20 protein-coding genes are annotated in these 18,222 nt (G+C 35.0%); 14 read left to right on the plus strand and 6 right to left on the minus strand.

Annotated features, from left to right (window positions below):
- Positions 1–24 precede the first annotated feature (24 nt).
- Complete coding sequence (locus tag ACL9RH_RS08640; protein ID WP_422692957.1) at positions 25–2,046, minus strand: hypothetical protein; 2,022 nt, start codon at positions 2,044–2,046, stop codon at positions 25–27.
- A 147-nt stretch (positions 2,047–2,193) separates the two neighbouring features.
- On the opposite strand from ACL9RH_RS08640, the gene ACL9RH_RS08645 reads away from it, so the two are divergent.
- Positions 2,194–2,808: a DUF4377 domain-containing protein gene (locus ACL9RH_RS08645; RefSeq protein WP_422692958.1), complete on the plus strand. Its 615-nt coding sequence runs from the start codon at positions 2,194–2,196 to the stop codon at positions 2,806–2,808.
- A 60-nt stretch (positions 2,809–2,868) separates the two neighbouring features.
- Here the strand turns inward: ACL9RH_RS08645 and ACL9RH_RS08650 are convergent, their stop codons facing one another.
- A complete protein-coding gene (locus ACL9RH_RS08650) occupies positions 2,869–3,807 on the minus strand; it encodes an SPFH domain-containing protein (protein ID WP_422692959.1) in 939 nt (312 codons plus the stop codon).
- 196 nt (positions 3,808–4,003) lie between these two features.
- Between ACL9RH_RS08650 and ACL9RH_RS08655 the strand changes: the two genes are divergently transcribed.
- The 6 genes from ACL9RH_RS08655 to ACL9RH_RS08680 all read left to right on the plus strand — a co-directional run bounded on the left by ACL9RH_RS08655 (position 4,004) and on the right by ACL9RH_RS08680 (position 7,755).
- On the plus strand, positions 4,004–4,576 hold the full coding sequence (locus ACL9RH_RS08655; protein ID WP_422692960.1) for a Crp/Fnr family transcriptional regulator: 573 nt from the start codon (positions 4,004–4,006) through the stop codon (positions 4,574–4,576).
- A 96-nt stretch (positions 4,577–4,672) separates the two neighbouring features.
- Positions 4,673–5,206, plus strand: a complete 534-nt coding sequence (locus tag ACL9RH_RS08660; protein ID WP_422692961.1) for a YceI family protein — start codon at positions 4,673–4,675, stop codon at positions 5,204–5,206.
- Between the two features lie 37 nt (positions 5,207–5,243).
- Positions 5,244–5,462 (plus strand): tautomerase family protein, encoded by a 219-nt coding sequence (locus ACL9RH_RS08665; protein ID WP_422692962.1) that lies wholly within the window; start codon positions 5,244–5,246, stop codon positions 5,460–5,462.
- A 7-nt stretch (positions 5,463–5,469) separates the two neighbouring features.
- Positions 5,470–6,204, plus strand: coding sequence for an SDR family NAD(P)-dependent oxidoreductase (locus ACL9RH_RS08670; RefSeq protein WP_422692963.1), 735 nt, complete (start codon positions 5,470–5,472; stop codon positions 6,202–6,204).
- The gene (locus tag ACL9RH_RS08675; RefSeq protein WP_422692964.1) at positions 6,201–6,653 is read left to right on the plus strand and encodes a nuclear transport factor 2 family protein; all 453 of its coding nucleotides are present in this window, start codon (positions 6,201–6,203) and stop codon (positions 6,651–6,653) included. Before ACL9RH_RS08670 ends, ACL9RH_RS08675 begins: the two co-directional genes overlap by 4 nt.
- Before the next feature lie 28 nt (positions 6,654–6,681).
- Complete coding sequence (locus tag ACL9RH_RS08680; protein ID WP_422692965.1) at positions 6,682–7,755, plus strand: NAD(P)H-dependent flavin oxidoreductase; 1,074 nt, start codon at positions 6,682–6,684, stop codon at positions 7,753–7,755.
- A 7-nt stretch (positions 7,756–7,762) separates the two neighbouring features.
- Here the strand turns inward: ACL9RH_RS08680 and ACL9RH_RS08685 are convergent, their stop codons facing one another.
- Positions 7,763–9,118, minus strand: a complete 1,356-nt coding sequence (locus tag ACL9RH_RS08685; protein WP_422693694.1) for a deoxyguanosinetriphosphate triphosphohydrolase — start codon at positions 9,116–9,118, stop codon at positions 7,763–7,765.
- 78 nt (positions 9,119–9,196) lie between these two features.
- Between ACL9RH_RS08685 and ACL9RH_RS08690 the strand changes: the two genes are divergently transcribed.
- Positions 9,197–9,832, plus strand: a complete 636-nt coding sequence (locus tag ACL9RH_RS08690) for a DapH/DapD/GlmU-related protein (RefSeq protein ID WP_422692966.1) — start codon at positions 9,197–9,199, stop codon at positions 9,830–9,832.
- A gap of 113 nt (positions 9,833–9,945) precedes the next feature.
- A complete protein-coding gene (locus tag ACL9RH_RS08695; RefSeq protein ID WP_422692967.1) occupies positions 9,946–10,569 on the plus strand; it encodes a class I SAM-dependent methyltransferase in 624 nt (207 codons plus the stop codon).
- 25 nt (positions 10,570–10,594) lie between these two features.
- Here ACL9RH_RS08695 and ACL9RH_RS08700 read toward each other — a convergent pair whose 3' ends face one another.
- Both ACL9RH_RS08700 and ACL9RH_RS08705 read right to left on the minus strand, forming a co-directional pair.
- The gene (locus ACL9RH_RS08700; protein WP_422692968.1) at positions 10,595–11,320 is read right to left on the minus strand and encodes a LytR/AlgR family response regulator transcription factor; all 726 of its coding nucleotides are present in this window, start codon (positions 11,318–11,320) and stop codon (positions 10,595–10,597) included.
- The gene (locus ACL9RH_RS08705) at positions 11,317–12,393 is read right to left on the minus strand and encodes a sensor histidine kinase (protein WP_422692969.1); all 1,077 of its coding nucleotides are present in this window, start codon (positions 12,391–12,393) and stop codon (positions 11,317–11,319) included. Before ACL9RH_RS08705 ends, ACL9RH_RS08700 begins: the two co-directional genes overlap by 4 nt.
- 194 nt (positions 12,394–12,587) lie before the next feature.
- Here ACL9RH_RS08705 and ACL9RH_RS08710 point away from each other — a divergent pair, with 194 nt between their 5' ends.
- From ACL9RH_RS08710 to ACL9RH_RS08720, 3 genes are all read left to right on the plus strand, one after another.
- Complete coding sequence (locus tag ACL9RH_RS08710) at positions 12,588–13,016, plus strand: hypothetical protein (RefSeq protein WP_422692970.1); 429 nt, start codon at positions 12,588–12,590, stop codon at positions 13,014–13,016.
- Between the two features lie 5 nt (positions 13,017–13,021).
- On the plus strand, positions 13,022–13,993 hold the full coding sequence (locus ACL9RH_RS08715; RefSeq protein WP_422692971.1) for a DUF6268 family outer membrane beta-barrel protein: 972 nt from the start codon (positions 13,022–13,024) through the stop codon (positions 13,991–13,993).
- 309 nt (positions 13,994–14,302) lie between these two features.
- Positions 14,303–14,959 (plus strand): glycosyltransferase family 32 protein, encoded by a 657-nt coding sequence (locus ACL9RH_RS08720; RefSeq protein WP_422692972.1) that lies wholly within the window; start codon positions 14,303–14,305, stop codon positions 14,957–14,959.
- Between the two features lie 16 nt (positions 14,960–14,975).
- Here the strand turns inward: ACL9RH_RS08720 and ACL9RH_RS08725 are convergent, their stop codons facing one another.
- Positions 14,976–15,311, minus strand: coding sequence for a DMT family transporter (locus tag ACL9RH_RS08725; RefSeq protein ID WP_422692973.1), 336 nt, complete (start codon positions 15,309–15,311; stop codon positions 14,976–14,978).
- Between the two features lie 1,105 nt (positions 15,312–16,416).
- On the opposite strand from ACL9RH_RS08725, the gene ACL9RH_RS08730 reads away from it, so the two are divergent.
- Both ACL9RH_RS08730 and ACL9RH_RS08735 read left to right on the plus strand, forming a co-directional pair.
- Positions 16,417–17,136, plus strand: a complete 720-nt coding sequence (locus tag ACL9RH_RS08730) for an AAA family ATPase (protein WP_422692974.1) — start codon at positions 16,417–16,419, stop codon at positions 17,134–17,136.
- Positions 17,133–17,873, plus strand: coding sequence for a YggS family pyridoxal phosphate-dependent enzyme (locus ACL9RH_RS08735; RefSeq protein WP_422692975.1), 741 nt, complete (start codon positions 17,133–17,135; stop codon positions 17,871–17,873). The genes ACL9RH_RS08730 and ACL9RH_RS08735 overlap by 4 nt, the downstream gene beginning before the upstream one ends.
- Positions 17,874–18,222: the final 349 nt, after the last annotated feature.

Genomic DNA, 18,222 nt, shown 5'->3' on the forward strand with positions numbered 1-18,222 from the left:
AGCTTTATCATGAAAGTTTAAATCCTATTTAAATCTTTTCTTAAAGCTAAATTTAAGTTGGTTCATCAAGCCTGGTTCTATAATATCAATTCCCAGTCCGAAATTGCTGTCGGCCACCGTATGATGATCCGTTCTAAATTTTTCAAATTCTGATTGCGGAATTTCTGTGTTCACCAATGGGTTGTGTTCAATATAAACAGTGGCTCCGTTTTTGGTAATCTTCTTTCTGCTTTTATAATCAAAATAAGGGTTACTAATTGTACTTTCCTGAACCGTATACTTCTCTTCACTGTCTATTTTTTGATCTGTATAAAGATTGATTTCATATTTTTCACTCTCGAAATTATGCCAGAACGGAAGATCTTTATGCATAAAATCCCGGGCACTGGCTTTCACAAGATTTCGGTCGAAATACATGAGAAAACGGTTCTTCTCTGCATCAGTATAATAAGGATTATCAATAATAGCAGTGTATTGAATTTTCACCTCGTTCAGTCTTTTATCATCACTTACAATATCTATAGATGCATCTTTGAATACATTACGTACATCCGTACCATTACGGTCGTTGGAATAATTCAAAGCATAAAAAAGAAAACTGTTCCAGCTGTCTATAATTTCTCTTTTGTTGGTACTTTTAAAATACCGTCTCATAGCATTGGCTTTGTTCCCTTTATAAGTGGTAACCAGATTCAGTTTTCCGGTACTGCCCTGCACATTGAAATCTATTTTTTCATCAATACAGAAATAGCTAAATCGATGTGCCTTTCTCACCTGAAGTTCCTGATCGGCTTTCACTTCCAGATAATGCATGAAATAAATAAAACCTCTGTTTTCAATCAACCCAAACTCATCACGAATGGTTGCATCAATAAAGTATTCCTGTCCTTTATAATGAATCTTTACCACTACATGGTTAAAACTTAACAAAGAAGGCAGATAATATTTAATATAATAATCGGTATTAAAATTAACAAGAACTACCGAGGCTTCTACCCCGATATAATCAAGAATTACCTTCAGTAAAACAGACTTTGCCTTACAGTCACCCTGCTTATTCTCATAGGTAACGGCAGGTGCCTGAGGTTTATGTCCATTCATTTCATCAGCATTGAAGATGTAATAAATATGGTTTTGAACATACTCAATCGCAAACTGAAGTTTCTCATCCAAATTAGAGATGGCATCCAGCTTCTCCACAAGATGAGGAGTAAAATCCTGTAACAAAGCTCCTTTGAAGATATCCCCATAAATAGGAACAATATAGTTGGAAAGGTCTTTCCAATTCCTGTCTGTGGCAAAATCTATATAAGGAAATATTTCACGGCCTGAATCTACAGGATTGATGTAATTTTCCTCTTTAATCACAAACCTCTCTCCTTTATTCAGGTAATTGATTTCAGGTTCCAGAACATTTCCCGTTTCATCTCTGAAAAACGTTTTCTTATAAGCTATTTTCTGCTCACGTTCGTTGATAAATGTAAATTTAAAACTGCCATAAGCCCAATAATTGTCAGGGCTTACCCAAACGTACTTTGAAAATTCTTTTCTGAGGAAGTCACGGTCTGTAAAAACCTTCACTCTGGAATCTTCCAAAATCAGCACATCATACAACCTCAAGTCCTTGATGGTTATATTGATCTTTTTGTTGCTGCTTAAAATCCCTCCACTACTCTGATTTTCGCTATCCAGCACTTTTATTTTCGTATCCGGGATCTTATCGATAAGTACTCCATCTCTCATTACACTTATTCTGTGGATCTGATAGACTTCATTTTCTTCCACAATCACGTCAGAAACTGAAGCCCGTTCAAGATTTCCAGGCTCATTCAATGTGTAAGCCATGCAGGCATATTCGCTGTTTTCGGTATTGCTAGTGTAGTACTTTTTATCTAAAAAATAACAGTAGTCACGCCCTTCATCGGTTTGTTTTCTGGCAAATTCAGAGTCTTTGATGAGATTGATGATTTCCTGATCCTCGATATTTCCCGCCCATATTTCAGGTTTTTGAATCCTGTAATTTTCAACTTGCATTTGATTTTCCATATTTGTTGTAAGAATTTTGTGTTTCGGTTATAATCATTAAAAACTTCAAATTAAATGATTAAAAAAGTAAAATACAATAGAAGAACTGCGACAATTGAGGAAAAATTTCGGCATAGTAATTGCGAGGTATGGTCTAAAATCAAGTTTATGAAAATTTTAGCAACAATTCTAAAAGGGACCGCTCCTGCATTAGCATTATTCGCAATGACACAATGTACAACCACTTCAGGGGTATCTTCAGCTGATGAAAAAACATTCATCGTGGGACCACAAACTGCAGACTGTACAGGAGTAGCACCAATGAAATGTCTGCAGGTAAAAGAAAATCCCTCAGGAAACTGGACCAACTTCTACACCAATATTGAAGGCTTTACCTATGAGCCAGGGTACGAATATGTCCTAAAGGTAAAAACAGAAAAAATCGCTAATCCCCCAGCTGACGGTTCTTCTATAAAATACACTTTGGTAAAGCAGGTTTCCAAAACGAAAAAAGAAACAACAGCATCTAATGAAAAAACACTGATCATTGGAGCTCAAACCGTTGACTGCTCTGCAGGAGCCGGACGTATGAAATGTATGCAGGCCAAAGAAAAAGCTTCTGACAACTGGACCAATTTCTACAGTAAAATTGACGGTTTCACTTACGAACCCGGATATGAATATGTTTTGAAAGTAAAAACAGAAAAAATTGCCAATCCACCAGCAGATGCTTCTTCAATAAAATATACTTTAATTGAACAGGTTTCTAAAACGAAGAAATAATAAAAAAACTCCCGAATCTTTTCGGGAGTTTTTTTATTAATAATATTTTCAAGATTGCTTTTATATACCGCCTTCATTTTTCGGAGGATCCGGATATTTACCTTTAGTTGTCTCCCCTACAGTATTGGCTGTTGTCATGGCAACGACAAGATCATTCAGCATTCCGCTGGCTGCTGTGGGCGAATTAGGTAATAATACCAAATTACTTCTGTTGCTTGCTCCCACCGAATGTAATGTATCATAATGCTGAGTTACCACAATAAGAGCAGAAGCTTCATGCGAGTTGATATCTACATTATTCAGCATTCTTACTGATTCCTCAAGACCTTTTGCAATTTCTCTTCTCTGGTCTGCAATCCCCTGCCCTTGTAATTTTTTAGATTCAGCTTCCGCTTTTGCTACCGCTACAATTCTGATTCTCTGAGCTTCAGACTCGTATTCCGCAGCCGTTTTTTCTCTTTCTGCTGCATTGATTCTGTTCATAGCGTGTTTTACCTGCTCATCTGGATCAATATCAGTAACCAAGGCTTTGATAATGTCGTATCCGTAGCTGTTCATGGCTTCCTGAAGTTCACTTTTTACCGCAATAGCCACATCGTCTTTTCTTACAAAAACGTCATCCAGTTTCAATTTTGGAACTTCTGCTCTTACCACATCAAAAACGAATGAAGTAATTTGATTTTCAGGATTTTCCAAACGATAATAAGCATCTCCAACCTGGTTTCTGATAACCTGGTATTGAACTGACACTTTCATTCTGATAAAAACATTGTCTAATGTTTTTGTATCAATAATCACATCCAGCTGCTGGATTCTAAGATTCAACCTCTTAGCAATCTGATCAATGATTGGCAATTTAAGATGAAGCCCGGAATGTTTTACAGCCTGAAACTTCCCAAAACGCTCTATAATGGCTGCAGTTTCCTGCTTTACCACAAAAAAAGACGCGAATAAAATGATAAGCCCAAAGAAAATAATGGGCGCTAAATAAATACTCATGGTTTGATTTTTTTAATAAGTCGCAATAATTTCTCTTTTGTTAAAAAACATCTTGTACAGTGTTTCATTAAATATAATAAAAATAAATTAAGTATCAGAAGATCAGATAAAAATACCGTAATAAGACAAATAGCAATTCTATTTTTGGTTAAAACTATTCCGAAAAAATCCTACTTTTGAATATTCATTTTACATCATGATCAATTCTAAAGAAATATTAAAAGAGCATATCTCTAAATTCACATCTCTTACCGATGAGCAGTTTGACTATGTTTTTGGACATTTTGATTTAATTACGTTAAAAAAAGGTCAGAGCCTGATCGCTGAAGGGGATTTTGTGGATCGTGAATATTTCGTAACAGAAGGCTGCCTCAAAGCATTCTATCTGAATGATAATATGAAAATGTTTATTCTACAGTTTGCCATGCCCACGTGGTGGGTAACAGATTTTGATGCACTTTACAATAAAACCAGGGCTACCATTCATGTAGACTGCATCACAAAAGCCAATATTCTTTCAATTTCTAATGAAAACAGGGAAAAGCTTTGTAATGAAATACACGAAGTTGAACATTTTTTCAGATGGAGAACCAATAAAGGATATGTTGCAGCTCAAAAGCGCCTGCTTTCTTTTATGAATAATGATGCTAAATTCCGTTACGAAGAGCTTCTGGCGATGTATCCTCAGCTATACAATTTGGTTCCCAAGCATCTTATCGCGTCCTATCTTGGTGTTACCAGAGAAACTTTGAGTAGACTTCATCAATAACTTTTTTATTTCAGACTCTCGATTTTCGTGATGTACATCACATAACATTCTCTTCGATTCGGCTGAACTTTGTGTCATCATTTAAAACCATAAAAAATGGACACAAAAAATTTTAAAATCAACAATGCAAATAGTACGATCAACTGGATCGGAAGAAAAGTAACCGGTTCTCATGACGGAACAATTGATGTAAAAGAAGGAAACTTTACATTAGAAAACAATCAGCTTACCTCAGGAAAGTTTGTTATTGATACAAGATCGATCAAAATTCTTGATATCGAAGATCCTGAAACCAATACACAGTTTGCCAATCACCTGGCTTCTGATGATTTTTTTAATTCTGATCAGTTTCCTGAAGCCACTTTTGAAATCACTCATGCGGAACCGGGCGATCACAATCAGTACTATGTCACCGGAAATCTTACGGTAAAAGGAATTACTCATCCTATCGATACAAATTTACAAATTATAACAACGAATAATACAGCTGTTATAGAAACAAAAATTGTAATCGACAGAACGAAATTCAACATCCGATTCAGATCTTCCAACTTCTTCACCAATCTTGGTGACACGCTGATCTACAACAATTTCGATTTAACAGTTCGTCTTGTTGCGGAAGCTCATTAATACAATTCAATCAGTAATAATCTTAAAATTTACCATCATGCCATTCATAAAAGTAGATGTACTTCGCGAAGATCTTACCCGCGAAATAAAACAGGAATTAATCAAAAAAATTAGTGAGGCTGTTACTTCAGTCTTAAATAAAGATCCTCATCTGACCCACATTGTCATCAACGAAATTGAAGATGACAACTGGGGATATGCCGGAGAACAGGTTTCGGTATTAAAAGAACAAGGATTTTCAACAGAAAAAAAATAAATCAGCAATGAAAAAACAAACCGTAATTATAACAGGAGCTTCATCAGGTATAGGACTGGAAACTGCACGTTATTTCTTAGACAGAGGTGATAATGTGATCATTAACTCACAAACAGCTTCCAAATTGGAAGAAGTATACCAGGAATTAGGAGCAGGAGAAAATCTGGCGATGGTTGCCGGAGATGTTTCAGACAAAGCAACAGGAGAAGCGCTGGTTCAAAAAGCTCTAGAAAGATTTGGATCTATTGACGTCCTTATCAATAATGCAGGTATTTTTGAAAACAAACCGTTCCTCGAAGTTACTGAAGAGTATCTGGACCGATTTTTAAGTACTAATTTAAAAGGAACATATTTCACAACACAAGCGGTGATTCCTCAAATGATTCAACAAAGAGACGGAGTGGTCATCAATATTGGGACACCATTGGTATATCACGCGATTGCCCAATCTCCTTCTACCGCTCCTATTTCGAGCAAAGGAGCGATCCACGCTTTAACGCTACAATTGGCTGCTGAGTTTGGAAAAGACAATGTTAGGGTAAATACTGTTGCTCCAGGATTAATCAGAACGCCGATGCATGGTGCAGATATTGACAATAATGCGGGAATTCACCTGATCAAACGTATTGGTGAAGCTGAAGAAGTGGCACAAATGATTCATTCTATTGCCAAAAATTCATTAATTTCCGGTGCCATCATCAATGTGGACGGAGGAATGGGTGCAGGTCACCATTTATCATGAAACTATCATTAATTATAGTATGGCTGCTCAGTTTTCCACTGAGTGGCCATGCACAAAATATAACAGATATGAAAGCCAATCAAACCTCAGAAAATGAAATAAGAAATGTCATAGAGCATTATTATTTCAAAGGAATTTATGAAGGAAATACCGAGCTTCTTTCAAAAGCTTTTTATAAAGAAGCTTTACTTTTCGGTGACCTCAACGGAGCTCCTTATTTTAAAACCGCTCAACAATATATTGAAGGTGTTGGAAACCGAGTAAGCCCTGAAAAATCAGGAAAAGATTTTAAAGCCACTATTATTTCAATTGAGGTCATTAACAGTATTGCTACAGCTAAACTGAATGTAAAAATGTATGATTTTAATTATTATAATTTCATAACTTTCAATCATATAGACGGAAAGTGGCTCATCGTCAACAAAACATTAACCAACGTACAGCCTTAGTTCGGTTTTCACTTAAAATCAACCCATTATGTGGAATAAAAACAGAATTACAAAATTATTTAATATTGAACATCCTATTCTGCAAGGTCCTTTTGGAGGAGGTCTTTCTACAGTTGAACTGACCTCAACAGTAAGTAATCTTGGTGGTTTAGGCGGATTTGGAGCTTACACTCTTTCTCCTCAGGAAATTTATGACACTCATAAAGAGATTCTTCTGAAAACGGATAAACCGTACAATCTTAACCTATGGGTCAACGACCATGATATTATTGATGAAAAGCACACGGAAGAACAATACCAAAAGGCTGTTACAGCTTTCAAACCTTATTTTCATCTTTTAAACACAGATATTCCGGGAAAACTCCCCTCTTTTGAATCAAGATTTCAAAATCAATTACAGGTTGTTTTTGATTGTAAACCGAAAGTCTTCAGTTTCATGTTTGGACTGTTGAGCGAAAATATCATTGAAGATCTTCATCAGAAAGGTATTGTTGTACTGGGAAATGCTACCACGCTTGATGAAGCGATTGCTTTAGAAAAAACAGGCGTAGATGCTATTATTGCCTCTGGGTTTGAAAGTGGTGGTCATCGTCCATCGTTTCTGGATCAGGCGGAGCTTTCAACAACGGGTACTTTTGCTTTAATTCAACTGGTCAGAGAAAAAGTAAAAATTCCTGTTATCGCGGCGGGTGGAATTGCCAATGGACGTGGTATTGCAGCTGCTTTCACTTTAGGAGCTGAAGCAGTACAAATTGGAACGGCATTTCTAGCTACAGAAGAATCGGGAGCTTTACAGATACATAAGGATTTTTTATTTTCTGATGCCGCAAGATCTACGACTCTGAGCAGAGCTTACACCGGAAGATTAGGGCGCGGAATAACAACTCAGATAACGAGAGATGTATTGACTGCTACCGACCAGACACTGCCATTTCCTTTACAGACATATTTCATGGGAGCGCTCCGAAAAGCAGCTTTAGAGCAACAGAAAAATGATTTTGTTTTCTTCTGGTCCGGACAGATTGCACCTATTATACATCATAAAAAAGCCACTACACTAATGAAATCACTAATTGAAGAGGCCTCTGAATTATTAAAGTAAGGAAAATTTATACGGTCATCCCGATTTCTATTCCTTTAATTTTTCTATACAGATCGGTAGCATAATTATCCGTCATCCCTGAAACAAAATCTATGATGCCCAGAACTTTCTGATAATCGGTTCCGTTGTCGTAAACGAATTGCTTTGGAAGTAATTTCAAAGCTTTTTTGTCGTAAGATTTCCTTTCTTCTTCAGGTTTTAGAATGGAAGGAATAAAATGATCCAACAACTCATACATTACGTTATACCCGGCATTTTCAATTTCTACCACCGCTTTATGATTGTAGATTTTTTCCACAGAAAAACTATTGATGTCCTGTAACGCTTTATTTTCTTCTTTATAAATATCCAATAAACCGTTATCCAGATTTCCTTCAAGAATTGTTTCAAAGTTGTGTTTATACATTTCAATTGATTTATTGATTAATGCATTAATTACTTTTGCTCTTAAATACGAAATCTGTTCATTTTCATTGGAAATAGAACTTAGCTTGGTTTCGATTCTTTTAACATCATCTGTTTCAGATTTTACCAGCTCAAAAAATAAGTTTTTACAATCCGCTGTGGAAACAATACCCAATCGGTGAGCATCTTCCATATCAATAATATTATAACAGATATCATCTGCCGCTTCTACCAGCCATACAAAAGGATGTCTCTTGAAAATATGAGGTTCTTCACACTCTGAAATCAGTTGTGTTCCTTTGGCAATTTCAAGGAAAATATCTTTTTCATTCTGGAAAAACCCGAATTTTTTTCTGTGAATAATTCCTTTTTTCTTCGCAACGGCTTCACACGGATATTTGGCAATACTGGCAAGCGTTGAAAAAGTAAGCTGAATACCACCGGCATCTTTCCCTTGCTGCTGTTGAGCCAAAACTCTGATAGCGTTTGCATTTCCTTCAAAATTAACCAGATCTGCCCATTCTTTTTCATTGAATTTTGACTTCAGATCTTTTTCATTTCTTTCGAAGTAGCTCGCAATTGCATCTTCTCCCGAATGCCCAAAAGCAGGGTTTCCAACATCATGACACAAACATGCGGCAGCAATTACATTTCCTAAGTTATATAAATAGAAGTTCTTGGAATCTTCTGAAAGTTCATTTTTAAAATCATCAGCAATAAATTCACCAATAATACTTCCTAAGCTTCTCCCCACAGAGGACACTTCCAGAGAATGAGTAAGCCTGTTGTGCACAAATACACTTCCCGGAAGAGGAAAAACCTGAGTTTTATTCTGTAGTCTTCTGAATGCAGAAGAGAAGATAATTCTGTCGAAATCTCTCTGAAAATCAGTTCTTGAAACCTTGGTATGGGGGTTGTTTCCTGTACGTTGATTGGTGAAAATTTGGTTTAAATCCATCATTTTTCAAAATTACTCCAAATTTTAATTGTACGGAATAGTATTTAGATTTTTATTAAGATCGCTTTTTACATAAATTTGAAGCTAAAGGAACTTATTCCTTGTTTTCCATTTATGATCGATATCACTCACTTTATACAAGATTTCCCATTCAATGATTCCATTGAAAATCAGCCCTGGGAACTGATTAATAGATTGGAGGAAGTTTTAAAAGATAAACTTGAAAACCTATCAGAAGATTATATTATAACAGATCATGTTGCTATTCATAAAACTGCTGTTATAGAGCAAAATGTAATTATTAAAGGCTACGCTATTATAGATACAGATGCATTTGTAGGGGCCAATGCCTATTTGAGGGGCCCAATTTATATTGGAAAAGGGGTAAAAATTGGCCCTGGAAGCGAAATAAAGCAAAGTATTATCTGCAGCAAAACGGCGGTAGCCCATTTCAATTATATTGGGAACAGCATTGTGGGAAGCAGAGTCAACTTTGAGGCAGGTTCTATCTGTGCCAATCATTATAACGAAAGAGAAGAGAAAGAAATATCGGTGCTTTTTAATCAGGAAGTGATCAGAACAGGCTGTTCTAAATTTGGAGCTTTGGTAGGTGATGATTCTAAAATTGGAGCCAATGCAGTATTATCTCCGGGAACTATTTTAGGATGTAAAAGCATCGTCAAAAGATTGGAACTTATAGAACAACTTCTCTAAGCTATTCGCATTTCTTTATTTAAAAAATCTATTATAATGAATACTTTTCTCGGCTAAAGCTACTGTGAAAAGTATCTATCTTTGAAAAAATTAAACCTGAAAATATTTTACGAATGAAAGACAATACATGGCTTCACAGATGGGACGAAAGATACGGAAACGAAGAGTTTGCCTATGGAACTGAACCTAACAATTACCTGAAAGAACAATTAGCCCAGCTCAATCCTGGGAAAATACTATTCCCTGCCGAAGGTGAAGGACGTAATGCGGTTTTCGCAGCTACACAGGGATGGGATGTGTATGCTTTTGACATCAGTTCAAATGGTCAGAAGAAAGCGCTTCAACTTGCTGATGAAAGTAACGTAGCTATTGATTATCAAGTTGGAGAACTGTCTACGTCGGATTATCAGAAAGAACAGTTTGATGTTATTGCTCTGATATACGCTCATTTTCCAGCCAACATTAAGTCTTCAATTCATCAGATGCTTGAACAATATTTGAAGAAAGGAGGTTATATTATTTTTGAAGCCTTCAGCAAAAAGCATCTTGATTATATTGCAAAAAATGAAAAGGTTGGCGGCCCAAAAGATATTGAATCATTGTTTTCCATTGATGAAATAAAGACTGATTTTCCAGATTACAAAATCATTGAACTTACAGAAAAGGAAATCGAGCTTAATGAGGGGTTATTTCACAATGGGACGGGTTCTGTTATCCGTTTCGTAGGACAAAAATAGTTTTAAATCTAGCTTTAAAGATGGTTTAAAGATCGGAATTCAGAAATCCTTCCGTGTATTTTGAGAAAAAATCTGCTTTATACACCTCTCCTATTGGGATTTCTGAATCTTCAATATAGATATTATGATTATCAAATGAATCTATATAACTGATATTGACCACATATGATTTGCTGACCCGCAGAAAAGTTTCTCCGGACAATTTCTGGTGAATTGTTTTCAGATTCATTGCCGTAATCAGTTTCTGCTGTTTTACATGGAGAACCACATAATCTTTAAGACCTTCTATAAATTTGATATCCGCAATGTTTACTTTATAAAATCTGCGTTCTGCTTTAATCAATAAAAAATCTGTTGTATTGGATTCTATCGTGTTTTTTACGGTTTCTTTAGACAAAAGTTCCGTGTATAAAACTGCTTTATCGATAGCCTTTTGCAATCTTTCAGGGTCTATAGGCTTCAAGAGATAATCTACCGCTTCCAGTTCATAACTTTTTAATGCATATTGAGAATAAGCGGTGGTAAAAATAATCAGGGATCTTTTGGGCAGCATCTCTGCAAACTCAAGACCTGTAACCATGGGCATTTCAATATCCAGGAAGATAAGATCTACGTCATTATCTTTCAGAAAATCCAGTGCTGAGGGAGCATTGGAAAACTCTCCCAGGATATCAATCTTGGATGTTTCTGTAATCAGAGAACGCATTTCTGCTCTTGCTAAAGGTTCATCATCAACTATAATACAATTCATAAGGGAATTTTTAAGTTTATCCTATATTCCTGATCTTTTGATTCTATATTGAGTTCAAAGGTATCATTATAAAGAAGCTCCAGCCTTCTGTTGATATTGGCAAGTCCAAGTCCGCTGTTTTTTCTGTCTGAAACAAAATGATCAGCGCTTTTTGAATTCACGCAAACAAAATGAAGCTCTTTATTTTCAATATTGATTTCTATCTTTATATAAGATTCTTTTCCACTGATATCGATACTGTGCTTAACGGCATTTTCAACAAACGTTGTAAAGAGATTGGGAGGAATAAAGGTACTGTTGATGATCCTCCGATCTACTTTGGTAACAATTTCGAAAGAAAAATGATCCCTTCTTATTTTTTCAAGGTTTAAAAAGTTGGATAAAAAATCAATTTCTGAAGTCAGTAAAGTTTTTTCTTCACCGTTTTCGTAGAGCTGATATCTTAAAAATTCTGAAAGTTTGACAATCACCACAGAAGCTTTGGCAGGATCTGTTCTGATGAGTGCTTTCACATTATTCAGCATATTGAAAAGAAAGTGAGGGTTAATCTGGTTTCTCAGCGCACTGAGCTCCATATTCAAAGTAAGATTGCTGAGTTCATTGATTCTTTTATTGTCACTGATCCATTTCTGTAAAAGCTTAACGGTTGTAGTCGTCATAATAATTGGAATACACATCAAAACTCCTTCATAGATGCCTCCTCTTTCACTGCTCCGGCGAATGGTCTCAATCCTGAAATCATCAAAGAAGAACTTAAAACACATACCTATAAAATTAAGACCTACAACTCCCATCAATACAAGAAGTATAAGGTAAGTGATGTATCGTGCTTTAAAGAAAAACCGGGGCACCAACACATAAATATTAATATAAACCATCCCAATTAATGTACTGTACACAAATAAAAGGACATAATACTGATATATCCCCGTGTACCAATGCCAAAACCTGGCACTGTATATCAAAAGAAAAAAGAAAACAAGAAACAGCAGATGCCTGTAGATCCTGTAGCGGTCTTCTACAAGAAAGTCCATCATCAGGTCTTCTTTTACTTTCCAGGGATTATATTTCATAAATGTAAGAGGATTATATCATTCACAAAAATAGTCAATAACGTCAATTGAGGCTAGTTTATTATACAAAACCTGCATTTTATTATACTAATTGTAAAGGTCATGGATTTCGTATAAAATGCAAGCCGTTTTGTATAAAAACAAATCTGTGCGATGATTTTCTGTATTCCTTTGTAGTGTTTAAAAAAACGCATATGGAATTGACAGCTTTTCACGAATTGACACAGGAAATATCATTGGAATGTTTCTTTATGACAGAGGCCCAGCAGGAAGAAAAAGTAATACAGCTTATTGATTTGCATCATTTTGTAGAATGCTTCGATCCGGAAATAAAAATTTTAGGCTACCTCCACCATCCTATTAATATTGTAGAACACGATGGTAATAAAAAAGGTATTCTTTTCTGCGATCTTAAATATGCTTCTGTACCGAACAGCAATGCTTCTGAAGAATTTAAAAGAAAGCACCAGCTTTCAGAGCTGTGGTTCGTTTTTGTAGAGGAAACGTTTGTTCCGAATACGAATAGTTATACAGATGCCATCATCGAGAACAGTCTGGATATTTTTTATGACAAAATTTTTTCATTCAATTTTTTCCAATCCGTTATCCATCCCTTAAAATAAATACCATGAAAACATTGAGAAGAGCTCTTCTCCCACTGGTAATACTACCCTTCAAAAACATTGTTTATGCTCAGAAAAGAGACAGTATTCCATTGAAAGTTCGTGCCTTTTTTGCAGACAAAACACCGCAGGCCAGGAACTTTAATCTTGAATACACCTTTGTTACTCCTTCTTCTTTTTCTTCACAGTTTCAGGGAAAAGATCAGCCGGATAACAAAGTAAAAAGCCTTCAGCAGGTAAAAGCCGATGCCAATATCTTTTTTATTAAAAAAAGAAACTGGCTTCTGAGTACCACTCTGAACTACCGTTATACCTCCATAAAAAATGACGCTCCCATATTGCCGGGTATAGAAACGGAAGAGAACTTCCATTATCATTCAGAGTCTCTGAATTTGAGTTATTTTTCAAAATTATGGAACAAGACGGCCATTTATACTGCGACTGTTTCTACAGATGGTAGTGATCAACATTTTGAAAGGATCAGAGGAATGGTTATAGCCTCTTTAATTTTAAAAGCGACTCCAAAAACAAAAATGAGCCTGGGTCTTGCAGGAATTATTGATCCCAGCACACAAATTCCCATCCTTCCTGTTTTCACCTATGAAAACCGTTTCAACAATGGTTGGGTATTGGATCTCCTTTTGCCAAAAAAGGTACTGATCAGGAAAGATATTTTTTCCAACGGCAGAATATCGCTGGGCACAGAAATGGATAACACCTCCTTCTACACCTACCGAAATAACAATACTTATGAATTCCGACAGGTGGCACTTCATTCCGGAGCGATCTATGAGCATAATCTCGGAGGGAACTTTATAGGAACTTTTAAAACCGGGCTTAGAAATAACCTTAATGCAAGAGCATTCAATAAGCAGGATTCCTTTAATGATTATATATGGAAAGCTAATTATAAACCTTCTTTTTACTTCAATTTAGGGATTTCATACAATCCATTTGAAAAAAGAAGAGCCAAATAAATTTTACTGCATCTCTTTATTATATCAGCTATCACCCTCGTTAAAAACCTGGGAATAAAACCCTTACATTTATCTGTTTCGTAATATCTGAATTTAAAACCGGATCCTTCCAACATCCGGATTAAAAAAAAATTAAAATTTTTATCCTACTCTTTAACTATTTCTAAAAAAATAAATCAAAGTATCATCTATGTGTGAATTTTTAAACATTTATAGATAATTCCTCTTTTCTTAAAAAGAAGATCAGATATTATACCCTAAACGATAGTAGATATTTCATATAGAATAATATACATAATAATATAGAATATGGCTGTACCCAAACAAATATTTCAGACTTTCAAAACGAAAAAACTTCCATTTATTACCCGATATCACATCTGGAATATGAAAAGGAAGAATCCTGAATACAGCTATTTTTTCTACGATGATCACGATATCGAAAAGTTTATTACGGAAGAATTCCCTCCGGAATATATTGAAAGCTACCACAAACTGACTATTGGTGCAGCAAAAGCTGATTTTTTCAGATATGCAGTCTTATATAAAAAAGGAGGTATATATCTGGACATAGACAGCAGCATTACAAAACCCTTCAGAGAATTGATCAAAGAAAGTGATGAAGCCGTAATCAGTGCAGAGAGACACGAGGGTTTATATGTACAATGGGGGCTTATTTTCAATAAAAACCATCCTTTTTTAAAGAAAACCTTAGAACTGATGATTGATAATATAACCAATCACCGCTATCCGAATAATATACATGCTACAACAGGTCCTACTGTTTTCAGCAAAGGCATCAAACAATCTTTGCAGGAGAACCCAAGTATTCCGTTTACGTTATTTGACGGTATTGAGTTCCGCGGTTATTTGAAATTCAAATATAAACTTGGCAAGTTTTTCCTGTACAAGAGCAGATCTGAACACTGGAAGCAGCTACAAGTAAGCCAGGATATTATTATTTAATAGGGAAAGTCAGCATTTAGTGTCCTCCCATCTTTGAGAACAGATTAATAACAATTACTCCAATAACAATCAACGCAATTCCAATAATTGCAGGCAGATCAGGAACCTGTTTAAAAGCTACGACTCCGATAATGGTGATGAAAATAATTCCTACACCGGACCATATTGCATAGGTAACCCCAACCGGAATATGGCGGAGCGTAATACTCAGAAAATAAAATGCACAGGCATAGCCTATCACAGTTACAACAGACGGCCACAACTTTGAGAATTCTTCGGATTTCTTCAGAAAAGTAGTGGCAATAATCTCAAATACAATTGCTAAAGCAAGAAAAATATAACTGCGTCCCATATCATTATTCTTTACACAAAAATAAGAAAACCATTTCGCCATTCCTAGGATCATATCTATAAAGCTTGGGAAATAAATGCTTCAAAAAAATAGCAATACATAAAATTTTATCTCTTTATAGAGAAAAATACATTCTATATTTTAATAAAGTTTTTAAAAGAGCAAAACCATAAACTAAAGACAAATAAAACACAACGAATTTATTTACAGTACATTAAAACAAAACAATGTAAATTCATGAGGTGACATTCATTACACAATTGTGTCACTTTTCATCGTTTTGTCATACTTAATAATTCCCTTTGTCACGAAATATGACAGGAGATGAAAAAAAATTTCGTTAACCAAATTCCTTCAAAAATAAATTTAGTTAACATAAAAAAACAGTTTTACGCTAAAATTTTCCATTCAAAAAAAACACTTAACATAGGTGTTATGCATCACATTATTTATTTTTTGTTTTATCAACTCTACTATAGAAGGCTTTAAAAGGTTATCGTTTTCACATCATTTTACACACAGGATAAAAAATGTATTAATAAATTCTCAATAATGCATTAATTTATTGTAAACAAAAAATCACAAATCAATGAACAAAATACATCGTAATACACTGATATACATCATAATATTTTGCTTTGGCACGTGATTTGAAAGTAGTAATATTACAATTGAAAGATTGATAAAAAAAAGTCAAATAATTAAAAATAATACAAAATGGTAACTTATATCGGTATCGCAACATGTTTAGTAGTATTCACTTCATATTTCATGACAGCAAGAAGAGAAAGAAACTAATAATAAAATAGCATAAGCTTATAGAAATATCTATACTAATTATATTGTTTTATGTTTTTAAGCTGAAAAATCAGTTGCTCTTTTACTCATTGGGGTAAAAGGGCCCAAAAACATAAGTAGAAAAATCTTAGTTTCATAACAAATTTAATATCCAAATGAATAAAGCCAGGTCTACAGTCTGGCTTTATTTTTTGTTTTATTCTTCTCAAAATCCATCTTCTGGGCTACCTTTTTATTCCTATTCAGGATGTGATACAACATCCAATAAAGCTTTATCTTTGCAATATTCAAATTATGAATTGTCGTTATGAATTTGTACAACCTTATTATTCAAGATAAAGAAGAGGTAACCCTAAATGAGGTATTTCTTGATAACAACAACAGAGCGCAGCTTGTACAGCTCATCAAAGAACATACTTATATCAAACAGCTTCAGGAATACGGACTTCCGGTAAACAATAAAATTCTGCTGCAGGGAAGTTCCGGATGTGGAAAAACAATGACGGCAAAAGCTATTGCCAACGCTTTAGGAAAGAATATTATCATTCTGAATCTGAGCAATATTGTATCATCCCGAATTGGAGAAACTTCTCAAAACATCAAAATGATATTTGATAAAGCCGGCAGAGAAAGATCTGTTCTTTTCCTTGATGAACTCGACCAGATTGGAAAAGCCCGAGGCAGCGATGATAAAGATGTAGGGGAAATGAGAAGACTGGTGAATACACTGATTCAATTGATTGATTACTATCCTGAAAATGCCCTTTTACTTTGCGCTACCAACCATCCTGAAATCATTGATACAGCCCTACTAAGACGTTTTCAATTAAAAATCAACTACGAAATGCCGTCCGTTGAATTCTTGGATACTTATTATGACCAACTTCTGAGCCAATTTCCCGAAGATATGAGAACTATTGAGCGCAAATACTCTGTTTCTTTTGCCGAGGCTAAAGATTTCGCTCTTACAGCCGTTAAAGCAGCTTTAATTAATAAACTGGAAACCCAAGAATCTATCCGATCATGAAAGAAGACATTCTGCAAAATCTTGAAAACATCAACCAGCGGATAATCAATGCCTGTAAAAAAGCAGGAAGAAATCCTGACGAAGTTCAATTACTTCTGGCAACCAAAACCGTTTCAGCAGAGCGTATTCAAATTGCTTTGGAAAAAGGATACACTCTCATTGCAGAAAACAAAGTGCAGGAATTAAAAGAAAAATATGAAAACCTAAAGGCAATCCCTCACAACAATCACTTTATAGGACATCTCCAAACCAACAAAATCAAAGATATCCTGAAATATGATGTTACCTGTATACAATCTGTAGACCGCCTTGACTTGGCAGAAAAATTACATCAAAAGCTTTTAACTGAAAACAAAACCATTGAAGTACTCATTCAGGTAAATACTTCAAATGAAGAGAGCAAATTTGGAGTTGATCCGGAAAACGCTATTGAACTTATCATACAAATTTCCAAGTTTTCTACATTACATATAAAAGGATTAATGACCATTGGCCTTTTCAGTGCTGAAACGGAGAAAGTAAGAAGCTGTTTTAAAATTTTGAAAAATCTGCAGGAGGAAATTATTCAAAAAGATATTCCTAACGTAGAAATGAAAGAACTTTCTATGGGCATGAGCGGTGATATGGAAACAGCAATTGAAGAAGGAGCTACTATTATACGTGTAGGAACAGCTGTTTTTGGAACAAGAACTCTTCCAGACACTTATTATTGGGACGAAAGGAATACTGAAGAATAACAAAAGAATATATTGAGCCCAACTCCGGTTTATAAATCGGTATAATTTTTGATTATAAATCATTATAAACCAAACAAATGCATTTATGATTAAAAAATTACTCTTCGGCTGTCTATTATTGACAGTATTATCCTTTTATTCTTGTGAAAAAGAAAACACACAGATGAAAAGTGGAATTTCCATTGAAACCATTTCAATGATCACTGTACTTACTATGGGTGTAGCCATTCTGATTGCTTACAGCTATAAGAGAAGATAAAGCAAACAATACAATATTTCAAGAACCATCTTTCAAACCGAGAGATGGTTTTGTATTTTATACTCTAGTTTCTTTATTTCTATACTTAAT

The sequence above is a fragment of the Chryseobacterium sp. Mn2064 genome (assembly GCF_049319685.1).
Taxonomy (GTDB): domain Bacteria; phylum Bacteroidota; class Bacteroidia; order Flavobacteriales; family Weeksellaceae; genus Chryseobacterium.